The following is a 13116-nucleotide window of genomic DNA, read 5'->3' as shown; positions in this document are numbered from 1 at the left end:
TCTTATGAGTAAGACGGCGGCGAATGGCGAGCAGGAGCGGAAGCACCTGCTGGATACGGTGGTGGCCGGGGGATACTGTGTAGGCTGTGGGGCCTGCGCGGCCGTAGAGGGCAGCGGCTTGGCGATGGGCCTCAATGAGAGTGGGCAGTACGAGCCGGCAGTGACCGGCCCTGCGCAGGCCAGCGGATTGCAGCGGGTGTGTCCATTCTCCGATCAGGCCTCCAACGAAACAGCTATCGCGCAGCGGCTTTTCGGCTCGTACGCGACGTGGCACGATAAGCTCGGCTACCACCTCAGCTGCTACGCAGGGTTCGTTCAGGAAGGCGAGTTTCGAGACCACGGCAGCTCCGGGGGACTCGGGAAATGGATCGGCTACGAGCTGATGCGGAAGGGGCTCGTAGACGCCGTCGTTCAAGTAGTTGCACAGCCCCCCTCCAACAGTGACGGCGTCCTCTATCGCTACGCCGTCACGAGAGACCTGGAGGCGACGAAGCATGCCTCTCGCTCCGTCTACTACCCGGTGGAGCTCTCGGAGGTGGTGCGCGAGATGAAGGAGCACGAAGGGTGTTACGCCGTCGTGGGGGTCCCGTGCTTCATCAAAGCGCTCCGCCTGCTGGCCGCCCGTGATTCCGTGCTGGCAGAGCGGCTCGGCTTCGCAATCGGGCTCGTCTGCGGGCACCTCAAGAGCACCTTCTACGCGGAGATGCTCGCGTGGCAGGATGGCATCGAGCCGGGGGCATTGCGCGGGGTGGACTTCCGCAAGAAGTACCCGGGCGCCACAGCCAAGCAGAAGGGGATGGAGTTCACCCGGATCCAGGACGCGCGCGAGGTCCGGACGGGGGACATCGTGCAGAAATACTTCGGGACGGACTACTCCCTAGGCCTGTTCAAGTACAACGCGTGTGACTACTGCGACGATGTCGTAGCCGAAACGGCGGACGTCGTTGTGGGAGACGCGTGGCTGCCGGAGTACGTCGAGGACGGCCAGGGGACGAACGTGTTGATCGTACGGCGGCGGGAGGTCCAAGACCTCATCGATGAGGCGCGGGCCGAAGGGCGTCTTGCGCTCGACGTCCTCGACACCGAGGCGGTGGTGCAGTCGCAAGCCGGGGGGTTCCGCCACCGGAGGGACGGACTGGCGTACCGCCTCCAGCTCAAAGATGAGGCGGGAGACTGGCGGCCCACCAAACGGGTAGCCGCAAGGGCTGATCACCTGAGCCTAGAGGGCAAGCGTAAGTTTCTATTGCGGCTCGACCTCGCTGAAGAGGGGCCGGGGGCATACCGGGAGGCACGACGCAGGGGGTCCTTCGCCTACTTCCAGCGGCGAATAGAGCGCATTACCCGTGATCATCGGAATGGTGATGCGTACTGGCCCCGCTTCGTGCGACCGTTGAGGCAATTGCTTCGGTTCGGTCGGCGTGCTCGCGGCGGAGTGGCCCGGCGTGTACGGCGGCTACCGTTCGTTCCGTCTACCTCGCAGCAGCCCGTATCCCGTTCCAGCCAATAGCCGGACCTATGCGCATCCTCATTCTCGGAAGCAGCGTCATCAACAAGGGTGGGGAGGCCATGCTCCGCACGGTGCAGGCGGAGCTGTCGCGCCGCATCCCGGGCGCCTCGTTCTACATCGGCGATCACCGTGCTCGGCAGTGGCATGCCGACGGCGTCGTAGAGGCCGGCGTGCCGCTCGCCCCGGTTGCGATGGGGGGGCGTCTCAAGCAGGTTCAAGCACTCGCCACCCACGCGCTCCGCACGCCGGAAGGGCCGCGTTACTGGTTCCGCGAGCGGGGGCGGCTCAGCTACATCGACGCGCTGACGGATTTCGTGGACGCTGCCGTAGACGTGAGCGGGTTCCTCTTCTCGGACCAGCGCGGCGAGCAGGCCGCGGAACAACTCGTCCACCTCAGCGAGTTGTTCGCCCGTCGGGGCAAACCGTTCGTGTTTCTGCCCCAGGCGTGGGGACCATTCGAGGGCCCCATGGTCCAGAAGCTCACGCGGCGCGCGTGCACGAGCGCCGATCTGGTCTACGCCCGTGATACGACCTCGCGCGAGCACCTCGAAGCCATCCTCGACAGCACGGCGAACGTCGAGCAGGCGCCCGACATCGCGTTCTTGTTTCAGCCGGCCCCCAATGGGACTGAGTTGATCGTTGACCTAGGGCTGGACTCGGAGCGCCCGATCGCCGCGATCTCGCCCAACATGCGGGTCTACGAGCGGACCGATGGGGAGGGGGAGGCGAACCACTACTGCGCCGCGCTCGTCCGCGTGGGCCGAGAGCTTCGGGCGCGGGGTGCCCAACTGCTCATCGTCCCCCACGAGATTCTGCCTCGTGGCGAGAAACGCCCGGACGACCGCTACCTGTGCGGGCTCCTCGCCGACATGCTGGCTGACCCGGACGTTGTCGCCGTCACGACGGACCGGACGGCCGAGGACCTCAAGGCGATGATCGGGGCGTGCGACCTCATGCTCGGCTCCCGGTTCCACGCGCTCATCGCGGCGCTGTCGAGCGGCGTCCCCTCCGTAGCTATTGGCTGGGCGCATAAGTATCCCGAGCTGCTCGGTGAGTTTGGGATGGAGCGCCTGGTCTTCGATCACGACGCGCTTACGCCGGACGCGCTCGTGCAAGCGGTCTTGGAGGTGTGGGATGCCCGGGCAGCCTATCGGACAGAGATCAATGAGCGGCTGCTTGATGTGAAAGCACGCTCGGCGTTGGCCTTTGAGCGGGTTGCTGCTCTCTTTCATTCCTCTAGCTCACGAGGTTCGTGATGGTCGCAAGGAAGGAGGAGTGCGCCGACCGGGTAGGGCAGTACCTGCTAGCACCGGAGCCCGTAGAGGTGCCAGATTTGAACACTAGCCGGGCGGCCAGCCGGCATCTCGCGTCTCATTCCAGTTTGCCCGTGATGGCTGACAGGAAAGGTCTCAGGGTGCTCATGGACCGGGCCGTCAGCCTTGGCGGGAGGTTCCTCCACCGCCTTGATGAGCCGGTTAGGGCCGCTCCTGTTGAGGTGGCTCGCAGGGGGTGGTGGCTCCTCATCAAGGAGGAGGCGACGAAGCACATCAGTGCTCATCGTACTGCCGCCGCCACGAAGGCGGCCCAGACGTGGCTGGATGGGCTAGCCTCGTCCGACCGTGTGCGAATGCCGGGCCTACCCTTCCTCGGAGAGCGAGTCAGGTGCTGGGTCTTGCCGCGGAACCTTGGTTCTCGCTGTGGGACTCCATCTTTCTTCCCGCGTCACTGGCGTGATGTTGTAGACGCCATGCTTGCACTTAGTCATGAGCAAGCGAGCAGCACTATATACGACGGCGATGGTCCGGCATGGCTAACCAGATTCGCTCAGTCCTTCGCTCAACCAGCCAATAGGGCGGTTGGCAGTGGAGGCTATGGTGCGGACGCTGCCAGAAAAAGCATGGCTCTACCTCGGTGAGCAACGCCGTTTGTTTCAAAGGTGACTTTCACGAACCACAGACGCTCCTACCACACTATGTCTGTCGATACCAAGAAGCTCTCATTCCTACGCAAAACAAAACGCCAACTGGTTTACTGGAAGCGTGATCTTTCCAATATCATCCGGTATGGGATAGATGCCCCGAGACATCTAGAGCTGATTTATGTGAACCCGAGAGAGTGCACCCGTTTCGTGCAGTGGGAGGTCGGTAGCAAATTAGGACTGCATCACAGTGGACGGGTAGTCAACGACGTAGACTGGGACTCGATCACGAGGAATGTCGCTGAATCTGGTAACATAATAAAACTCAAGGCTCACTGGATCGATGGTGTTCCGTGGGAGGAGCTTAGCAACTACCAGTACATGTTGCGAGTGGCGCCGCAGAGGCCGAACGGCGCGGAGGGCTGCTTCACCCGCGAAGACGTAGTGGCGCGCTACCGCCGCTTGGATGAGATGTTCGAGGAGGCGAAACGAACGGGGCGCCTGAAAACACGTGGGGAGATCGATCCGACCGCGCTTCGGGAAGAGGGGGGAGTCCTAATGAACATCGGACCGGGTGGAGAGCTCATATTCGGGGAGGCTGGGGTCCACCGGTTCACAGTCGCTTGGATCCTCCGCATTCCATTGCCCTGTGTTATAGGGGCAGTGGATCGGTGCGCCCTGGACCACTATCCGAAGTTCAGAGAGATGCCTTCGATGGAGAGGGGGACAGTCCTTGTCAACTGATCCGTTTCCTAGAAGTATCACGTTTACCGTAGTTACATGACTGTTGTCACAGTTCTTATTCCTACTCACGGCCGCCCAACGCTGCTGGGACGGACGCTCGCCTCGCTCGGGGCGTGCCGTCTTCCCGCGGGCTTCGCCGAGGTCGTAGTTGTAGAGAATGGGAGTCAGGCCGGGGCGGAGGCCGTCGTGGCAGAGGCGGCCGAAGCACACCCCTGCTTGAGGCTCCGATACCTCCATGTGGAGTGGGCGAACAAGAGCCACGCACTGAACGAGGCGCTGTCGACAGTGGGGGAGGGGCTCTCCGTGTTCTTCGATGACGACGTACGGTTTGAGGCGGGTGTGCTGGAGGCCTACGCTGCGGCGGCTAATAAAACTAGCGTTGGTCACTACTACGGCGGGTCGATGGGCGTGGACTACGAGCGCGAACCGCCTGACTGGGTGCGCCGTCTGCTTCCACTGAGTGCCCGCGGCATGGATCTCCATGAGAAAGAGCGTGAGTGGCACCTCTACCTCGGCTGCAACTGGGCAGCGTTTGCCCAAGACGTCCGCGCTGTCGGCGGATTTAACGCGGACTTCGGCCCAGGCTCGCCGACGGGTGCGACGGGCCAAGAGGCCGAGATGCAGGAGCGCTTGCTAGCCCGTGGCGTTCGTCAGGTGGACGTGCCGGACGCGCTCGTCTGGCACTACGTCCCGGAGGAGCGGAGCACTTTACGGTGGCTGATCCGCCGGAAGTATCGGGGTGGCACCCAGCACGGGCAGACGGCATACGCAAGCGGAGACCCCAAGGCACTGGACGAGATGCGGGGCCACCTCGTCAGGTGCGGGCTCAGCACCGCGAAGCGCACCCTACTCCTTGACCGAGCGGGCTGGTGGCAGGCGTTCCTAGCACTGAGCTACTGGGTAGGGGCGTGGCAGGGCTACCGTAAGAGCAGTGCCGACCCTAACACTGTAGACTCTCGTTTGCTCGAGTTGGTGGACAGTAAGGAGTCAGCATGAAGAAGCAGTACGTGATCTCCTCAGATCTGGACTACAGCCAGTCCATCAGCCCGGCCGCCGGTCCGGTCTATGCCGAGCGTATGGGCTGGCCGGTGCTTAGTTTCGATGAGGCCTTCGGCTCTGAGTTCGAGATCCTTTGTTCGGAGGGGTGGACGGTCGTGGACAACCGGCTGAGCGAGCGCGAGTGCGAGATTCTGACGGCGTCCATTGAGGCGAACCCCGAGATGCCCTTCGTACTGAAGGCCATCGACCCGTACTACGAGTGGTGCCGGGACCACTGGTACTACCGGATGCTCTTCGCCGTGGCCCGTCGCCCGAACGTCTACTTTCTCTCGCCCTACGTCCCGGCCGAGGTCGTCGCCGACCTCGACCGGGCGAGCGGGGGCGACCGGCTCGTGGTCGTCCCCTACGCCTACCCCGCCGATGTCGAGCAGCCCGCCGGCGGCGGCCGGAAGCAACAGGTGATCTTCTCCGGCAACCAGCTCCGCACTGTCTACCCCTTCCGCTATCAGTTCGACCGTATCGCGACGTGGTGGCCGCCACTGGGGCGACATGTGGACGTGCTAGAGCATCCGGGTTACCCGGACATCGGCGAGGAGCAGAAACACGAGCAGATCGGTGCGAGGTACATCGAACACCTCGCCCGGTACGCGTTCATGTTCGTCTCGCCGTCGCGGTGCCGGCTGGAGTTCTTGAAGTATGGCGAGTGTGCCGCCGCGGGGTGTGTCCCTATTGGTGTACTCCCTCGCGGATTCCCAGCCGATGCCACCGAAGCGTTCGTCCAACTCGACTTCGACAACGTGTTCCGTCTGGAGCGGTCTACCCGTCGCGCGATCCAAACACCAGCCGACGAGATTGAGGCCCGCGCGCGGGCCTACCGCGACGCCATGAGGTCCCGACGCAGTGCTTCCGTCTTGAACGAGCAACTAGACGCATTTCTCGCGTCAGCCTCTGCTGCTTGAGCTGCTGATCTGAACGGTCCGTTACCGTATGCGCCTCCTCTACGTCCTACCAGAGTACCCGCCGCACCACGGCGGCGGGATCGTCACGTTCTACGAGGCGCTCCTGCCCGCGCTCGTGCAGCAGGGCCACGAGGTGGATGTCCTCGTCGGCAGCGCGTTCACGGCCGACGAGGCGCCGTACGAGCGCGACGGCGTCCGCGTGTCGTTCCTGGAAGGCGAGCGGTTCCGGCGGTACATTGCTCGGTTCGGCGCGTACGAGGCGCTCCCCGAACTGCAGCGCTACCTCGCGGCGGCGTGGGCGATGCATGAGCAGAAGGAGGGGGGGGCGGGCTACGATGCCGTCGAGGTCGTGGACTGGGGCTTGCTCTTCGTGCCCTGGGTGGTCGAGCCTGCCGCCCCGGCCATCGTGCAGCTCCACGGGAGTACAGGGCAGATCGACTTCCGCGACCCCTCGCCCGGCGCGGCATTGCAGGGCCACGTCACCCGCCTCCTTGAAGCGGAAGTGATGCGGGCGGCCGCCGGCGTCCACACGCACAGCTCCGTCAACCTCGCCGAGTGGGAAGCTGCGACGGGGCGGCCCGTGACGTATCTCGCGCCCCCGCTTCCGCTCTGGCCGTCAGAGCCCCGCGAGCGTACGGAGCGCGGGCTCGTCGTTGGCCGGATCCAACGGTGGAAGGGGCCGACCGTGCTCTGCGAGGCGCTGCGGCGAATGGGGAATGCCGCCCCGGAGATCGATTGGATCGGGCGGGATACCATATTGGGTGAGAGCGGCGGCTCGATGGACGCCTACCTCGCCGCGACGTACCCCGACGTGTGGGGCCGGACGGTGGCGAAGGTGGGTCAAGTGCCGCCGGCGCGCGTCGCCGAGCTGCAGGCCGAGGCTGGGTTCGTCGTCGTGCCCTCGCTGTGGGACGTGTTCAACCTTACGGCCGTTGAGGCCATGCGGAGTGGGGCCGTCGTGATCTGTTCGATGGGGGCCGGGGCGGCCGATCTGGTCGAGGACGGCGTCACTGGGTTTACCTTTCCCGTAGGCGATGCCGAAGCGCTCGCGGCGAAGCTCGAGGCAGTCCAGGCGCTCTCGATCGAAGCGAAAGCGGTCATGGGAGCGGCCGCGCAGCGGCTCGTCGGCGAGACGCTCGTCCCAGAGCGCGTGGCCGCAGACAAAGTCGCCGCGTATCAGGAGGCCATCGAAACGGGCGCGCCGTTTGCTCTTAACCCGTGGGCGGCAGAGGCGGCGCATCCAGCAGGCGCCGCGCCGCGCCCGCTCGCTTTCCTCGACCAGCAGCCGCTCAGCGGTCTCCTGCGCTATGCTGGCCGCCGTCTCCGTGACAAACTTGTGCCTGGACGCTGACCTCATGCCTCCTCCTACACTCGCCCTATGCATCCCGGCGTACAACGCCTCTGAGTATTTGCCTCGCCTCCTCACGTCGGCGGCCGAGCAGACGGTGCGGTTCGACGAGGTCATCGTCTACGACGACTGCTCGGCGGACGACACGGCCGCTGTCGCCGAGGCGTACGGCGCGCGCGTCATTCAGGGTGACGTGAATCGGGGTTGCTCGGCCGGGAAGAACCGTCTCGCCGAAGCGACGGCATGTGAGTGGATCCACTTCCATGACGCCGACGACGACATTACGCTCGATCTTGTCGAGCGCGTCCGGCCTCATCTCGAACGTGCCGACGCACCGGACGTACTCCTCCTCCATTTCGAGTACCGTGATCACGCGACGGATGAGCACCTCAGCGAGTCGTCGTATGATGCTGCCCTTTTGCGGCGTGACCCGGTCGGCTTTGTCGTCCGGCACGAGGTCCCCAACTTCGGCGTCTACCGGCGCCCCGCGTTCCTCGACGCCGGGGGCTTCGACCTCGACCCGAACGTGCTCTACAACGAGGACGTCGCCTTCCACCACCGCCTTGCCCTCGCTGGTCTGCGGTTCGACTACGAGCCCGCGCTGACGTGCCTCAACTACCGCTACAGTGGGAGCATGTCTGGCGCGAACCAGCAGCGGTGTGCCCGCGCGCAGGTCTGCGTGCTAGAGAAGACCACCGACGTGCTCCGCTCGCGTGGTATGCTTGCCCCTTATGCCGCAGATCTCGCACAGAAGTTCTGGAAGGCCGGGGCGTTCGCCGCGCAGTACGAAGCGTGGGAGTCTGCCGTCCGCGCCGCCCATGCTGCTCACGACCTCGGCGGACGCACTCCTGAGGCTGGGAGCCCCGCTTTCCGTGCCCTCGCTACGCTTCATGGTCCTACGGCTCTCCGCCTCCGCGAGCGCCTCATTCGCACGCTCCGCCCCCACCTTCGCGCTAGCAATCCTGCTCAGTAGAACTTCGCCTGTCGAACTGTGTCCAGTCCCCTCGTTTCCGTTCTCATCCCCGCCTACAACGCCGAGCGGTATCTGGCAGAGGCAGTAGAATCTGCTCTGGCCCAGACATGGCCACGTATCGAGGTGATTGTGGTAGAGGACGGATCAGCGGATGCGACGCTCGATGTAGCCCGGAGGTACAAGTCGTGTGGGGTGACGGTCGTTGCGCAACCGGAGAACCGGGGGCAGACGGCCGCGCTCAACCGCGCCCTCGAAGAGGCGCAGGGCGACTTTATCCAGTTCTTCGACGCCGACGACGTGATGGAGCCTGGCAAGATAGAGGCTCAAGTGCGGCGGCTGCTGTCGGAGCCGCCAGGCACGATCGCCACGTCGTGGTGGGCGCGGTTCTTCGACAACGACATCGCCAACGTCCGGGTCGTCGCGGGGGCTGACTGGCAGGATTACGACGTACCGATCGAGTGGCTGCTCGACGATTGGGAAGGTCGGGGGACAATGCCTCCGGGCGCGTGGCTTTACCCCCGTTCGGTGGTGGACGCCATCGGGCCGTGGCACGAAGATCTGACGCTGAACAACGACATGGAGTACTTCACGCGCGCTGTCCTTGCGAGCGAGCGGATTGTTTTCTGTGAAGACTCGCGGTGGTACTATCGCTCGGGTAACGAGAGCCTCAGTGGGCGCAAAGACGACCGGGCGCTGCACTCGCTATTCGAGGTTGTGCGGCTCAGCACGGAGCGCCTGCTGGCCGTTGAAGACAGCGAACGCACGCGGCACGCTGCAGCGTGCTACTGGCAGGTGTTCCTCTTCTTAGCCTACCCCCAGGTGCCGACGCTCATCGAGGAGGCTGAGGATCGGGTCGCCGCGCTCGGTGGCGGCAGCCGTCGTGTGGAGGTTAGCCGTCCGTTCCAGCCCGTGAGGGATCTCTTGGGTTGGAAGGCAGCCGTGAGGCTACAGCGAGCCTACCGCCTAAGCGGCATCGAAGAGAGCGTGCAGACTGTCAAACGATGGGGCACTGCGACCAGCTACCGTCAACTCGGAAAAAACCTAGAGCGCCACATGGGAACTGGCGGGGGTGATCGTGGGGCCGAGGTATAGATGGCACGCTTCAGCCTCTTCGTCGCCGATCTCTCACGTAATGCGCTTGCACGTGTCGTCCCAGTTGCCCTTGCTCTCCGTGAGCGCCACGAGGTCGAGATCCTCGGTCTCTTCCTCGCCGATGATGAGGTCTACGGCCCCTATGCAGATCTCTTTGAGTATCGGGCGATCCGCACATCGCCCAACGTGACCACCCTTCTCGCATCGTCGCGTCAGCTCGCCGTCCGGGCGACGGGCGATGTGATGTACGCCTTCAAACCGGTGCTGAGCAGTTTCGGCCCCGCCCTCTATGCGTCCCGCGTCCCTCGTCGCCGTCCGCTCCTCCTCGACGTGGACGACGATGAGTGGGGGACGATGGGCACGACGTGGGCCGAGAAGCTCCGCCGCGATGTGCTCGGGGGCTGGCGGCACGGTACGGCGGTGAAGTACACCCGCGCCCTCCACCCCCTCACATGGCTCGCCGACGGCACGACGGTCGTGAGCCGGAAGCTGCAACACCGCTACGGTGGGACGCTGCTCCGTCACCCCGCCGACCTTGTGGCCTTCGACCCTACCCGACCGGAGTTCGCCGATGTCGCGGCGCTCCGGCGCCGGTTTGACCTCCCCGCGGACCGACCCCTCGCGCTCTTCGCGGGCGTCGCACGCGCGCACAAAGGACTCGATGTCGTCGCCGAAGCGCTCCTGCGGCCGGAGTGCGCGGGGTGGGACCTCATCCTGGCTGGGTCGCCGCGCACGCCCGAGTTCGACCGGGTCCAGCAGCGGCTCGGAGATCGGTGCCGGCAGATCGGGCGGGTGCCGTTCGCCGAGATGCCGGCGCTCCTCGCAGCCGTCGACGCAGTGCCCGTCGTGCAGCAGCCGGTGGCGTTTGCCGAGAGCCAGGTGCCGACGAAGCTCATCGACGCCATGGCGATGGCGAAGCCCGTGGTTGGAACGCGGGTGGGGGACGGGGCCGAAATCATAGGCCGGGGGGAGCGCGGCTGGCTCGCCGAGCCCCAGAGCGCCGCGTCCGTAGCTGCTGCGTTCGCCGAGATCGCGGCCAATGTGGGAGAGGCACGGACGCGGGGCGCAGCGGCGCGCGCGTGGGTGCGGGCCGAGGCGAGCGCGACCGTTGCCCGAATACGGATCGAAGCGCTCCTGGCGGACGTAGACGCGCCCGCTCGCTCCCCGATCTAACGACCGTTCTCTATTTCGACTACCCCCACCTGCTCGTGCCTTCCCCCTCCGCATCGCCGGACCGCCCCCTCCGCATCGCCCTCGTGGCGGACCCGTACATCCCCGTCCCGCCGAAGCTCTACGGTGGGATCGAGCGCGTCCTCGACTTCCTTGTCGAAGGCCTCGCCGCACGCGGGCACGAGGTGACGCTCTGGGCGCACCCCGAATCGGACGTGCCCGCCGAGCTCGTCCCGTACGGGGTTGAGCCGCACCACGGCCGCGTCGTTCGCACGCGGGAGCTGCTCCAGGTGATGACCGGCCTCGCCCGGCGGAAGGGGGACTTCGACCTCGTCCACAGCTTCGGGCGGCTCGCCGGAATGCTCCCGCTCTTCCCGTCCTCCATCCCCAAGATCCAGAGCTACCAGCGCGAGATCACGCCGCAGAATATCGAGCGCGCCGTGCGCCTCGCCGGCGACTCCCTCTCGTTCACGGCATGCAGCACGAACTGCCGCCGCGACGTGAGCCACATCGGGAAGTGGGACACGGTCTACAACGGCGTCCGCCTCGCCGACTACGATTTCCAGCCGGAGGTCGGACCCGACGCCCCGCTCGTTTTCCTCGGGCGGATCGAGCAGATCAAGGGCACGCACACGGCGATTGCGGTGGCGCGTGCGACGGGCCGCCCGCTCGTGATCGCGGGGAACGTGCCCGAGACCGACGAGCACCGCCGCTACTTCGATGAGCAGGTCGCGCCCCATCTCGACGGCGAGCAGGTCCGCTACGTCGGACCCGTAGACGACGTGCAGAAAAATGAGATGATGGGCCGTGCTGTTGCGTTTCTTATGCCGATCGAGTGGGAGGAGCCGTTCGGCATCGTAATGGCCGAGGCGCTCGCGTGCGGGACGCCCGTCGTCGGGTTCCGGCGCGGGTCCGTGCCTGAGGTCGTTGAGCACGGCGTGACGGGCTTCGTCTGCGACACGGCGGGGGAGATGGCCGAGGCCGTCGGTCGCGTGCCCGATCTCGACCGCCGTGCCAGCCGTGACCGCTGCGAGCGTATGTTCAGTGACCGCGCCATCGTCGACGCCTACGAGAGCCTGTATCGCCGCCATATCGCCTCTCAATCCTCTCCCTGACCTCGCTGTCCGCGCAAGGAGTCCGAATCACTCCACTGGCGAACCCGAACGTGGGTAGATCGGCCCCGCAGAGTCTCATGCGTAACTCGCCCTCAAGCTATGAAAAGGAAAGTTCTCGTCGTGTTTGGCACCCGGCCCGAAGCGATTAAGATGGCTCCTGTCATCGCTGCGCTTGCTCGATCGGAATATGAGGTGGTTCCATGTGTGACTGCCCAACACCGTGAGATGCTCGACCAAGTGCTCGAACTCTTCGAGATCGTGCCTCGGCACGATCTCGACCTCATGACTCCGGGTCAGACCCTGACCTCTCTCACAGCGGGTGTTCTGATAAGCATGAAGCGTATTTTGGAGGCGGAAAAGCCCGACCTTGTCTTGGTTCAGGGCGATACTACCACGACGATGGCAACGGGACTAGCGGCGTTTTACGAGAACATCCCCGTCGGCCACATCGAAGCCGGCCTCCGCACGCACGACCTTCGTTCGCCGTGGCCGGAGGAAGCGAACCGCCGTTTCGTGAGCGTCGTCGCGGACCTCCACTTCCCGCCAACGACGTGGTCCCGCGGCAACCTCCTGCGGGAGGGCGTTCCGGAAGAGCGGATCTTCGTGACAGGGAACACGGTGATCGACGCCCTCATGATGGTGAAGGACCATCTCGCGCGCGACACGGGCCTCCGGGCCGAGGTCGCCGGAGCTTTCCCGTTCCTCGATCCATCGCTACGGACGCTACTGGTAACGAGCCACCGCCGGGAGAACTTCGGCGATGGACTTCGCGGGATCTGCCGTGCGCTCCTCCGCTTGAGCCGGCGGCGCGACGTGCAGATCGTGTTTCCCGTCCACCTCAACCCCCGCGTCCGCGGCCCCGTAGAATCCCTGCTGAGCGACGCACCGAACGTCCATCTCGTCGAGCCGCAGGACTACCTTCGCTTTGTATACCTTCTGACCCAAGCAGACCTCGTGCTCTCAGATTCTGGCGGCATTCAGGAGGAGGCGCCTTCGCTCGGCAAGCCCGTCCTTGTCATGCGTGACACAACGGAGCGTCCAGAGGCTTTGGAGGCGGGAACTGCCCGCCTCGTCGGGACGGACGAGACGGTGATCGTGCGGGAAGCCGAACATCTCCTCGACGACGCAGCGGCCTACAACGAAATGGCGCAACGTGCGAACCCCTATGGCGATGGGCACGCCGCCGAGCGCATCGTACAGGCCCTCAGAGCGACCGAGTGGCGCGCCATGCGGTCCGAGAGCGGGCATGTCGTGGCCGCGGCAGAAGGGAGCTGACCCCGTCACATCACGC

At 65.2% G+C, this 13116-nt stretch carries 11 protein-coding genes; all 11 read left to right on the top strand.

The features are described from left to right. Positions 1 to 4 precede the first annotated feature (4 nt). Positions 5 to 1507, top strand: coding sequence for a Coenzyme F420 hydrogenase/dehydrogenase, beta subunit C-terminal domain (locus ABJF88_15305; GenBank protein MEP0548303.1), 1503 nt, complete (start codon positions 5 to 7; stop codon positions 1505 to 1507). Positions 1508 to 1515: 8 nt separating this feature from the next. After that, a complete protein-coding gene (locus tag ABJF88_15300) occupies positions 1516 to 2763 on the top strand; it encodes a polysaccharide pyruvyl transferase family protein (GenBank protein MEP0548302.1) in 1248 nt (415 codons plus the stop codon). A 716-nt stretch (positions 2764 to 3479) separates the two neighbouring features. Beyond that, complete coding sequence (locus ABJF88_15295) at positions 3480 to 4169, top strand: hypothetical protein (protein MEP0548301.1); 690 nt, start codon at positions 3480 to 3482, stop codon at positions 4167 to 4169. A gap of 36 nt (positions 4170 to 4205) precedes the next feature. Further along, positions 4206 to 5165: a glycosyltransferase gene (locus ABJF88_15290; protein MEP0548300.1), complete on the top strand. Its 960-nt coding sequence runs from the start codon at positions 4206 to 4208 to the stop codon at positions 5163 to 5165. Beyond that, a complete protein-coding gene (locus tag ABJF88_15285) occupies positions 5162 to 6127 on the top strand; it encodes a hypothetical protein (GenBank protein ID MEP0548299.1) in 966 nt (321 codons plus the stop codon). Before ABJF88_15290 ends, ABJF88_15285 begins: the two co-directional genes overlap by 4 nt. Before the next feature lie 28 nt (positions 6128 to 6155). Further along, positions 6156 to 7478: a glycosyltransferase family 4 protein gene (locus ABJF88_15280; protein ID MEP0548298.1), complete on the top strand. Its 1323-nt coding sequence runs from the start codon at positions 6156 to 6158 to the stop codon at positions 7476 to 7478. A gap of 4 nt (positions 7479 to 7482) precedes the next feature. Then, on the top strand, positions 7483 to 8448 hold the full coding sequence (locus tag ABJF88_15275; protein MEP0548297.1) for a glycosyltransferase family 2 protein: 966 nt from the start codon (positions 7483 to 7485) through the stop codon (positions 8446 to 8448). 18 nt (positions 8449 to 8466) lie between these two features. Next, positions 8467 to 9540: a glycosyltransferase family 2 protein gene (locus ABJF88_15270; protein MEP0548296.1), complete on the top strand. Its 1074-nt coding sequence runs from the start codon at positions 8467 to 8469 to the stop codon at positions 9538 to 9540. Further along, a complete protein-coding gene (locus tag ABJF88_15265; GenBank protein ID MEP0548295.1) occupies positions 9541 to 10713 on the top strand; it encodes a glycosyltransferase family 4 protein in 1173 nt (390 codons plus the stop codon). 35 nt (positions 10714 to 10748) lie between these two features. After that, on the top strand, positions 10749 to 11825 hold the full coding sequence (locus ABJF88_15260; GenBank protein ID MEP0548294.1) for a glycosyltransferase family 4 protein: 1077 nt from the start codon (positions 10749 to 10751) through the stop codon (positions 11823 to 11825). Positions 11826 to 11924: 99 nt separating this feature from the next. Then, the gene (gene wecB / locus ABJF88_15255) at positions 11925 to 13100 is read left to right on the top strand and encodes a UDP-N-acetylglucosamine 2-epimerase (non-hydrolyzing) (protein ID MEP0548293.1); all 1176 of its coding nucleotides are present in this window, start codon (positions 11925 to 11927) and stop codon (positions 13098 to 13100) included. Positions 13101 to 13116: the final 16 nt, after the last annotated feature.

This window comes from Rhodothermales bacterium (assembly GCA_039944855.1).
In the GTDB taxonomy this organism is placed as follows: Bacteria; Bacteroidota; Rhodothermia; order Rhodothermales; family JANQRZ01; genus JBBSMX01.
This window is presented reverse-complemented; position numbering and strand designations above follow the sequence as displayed.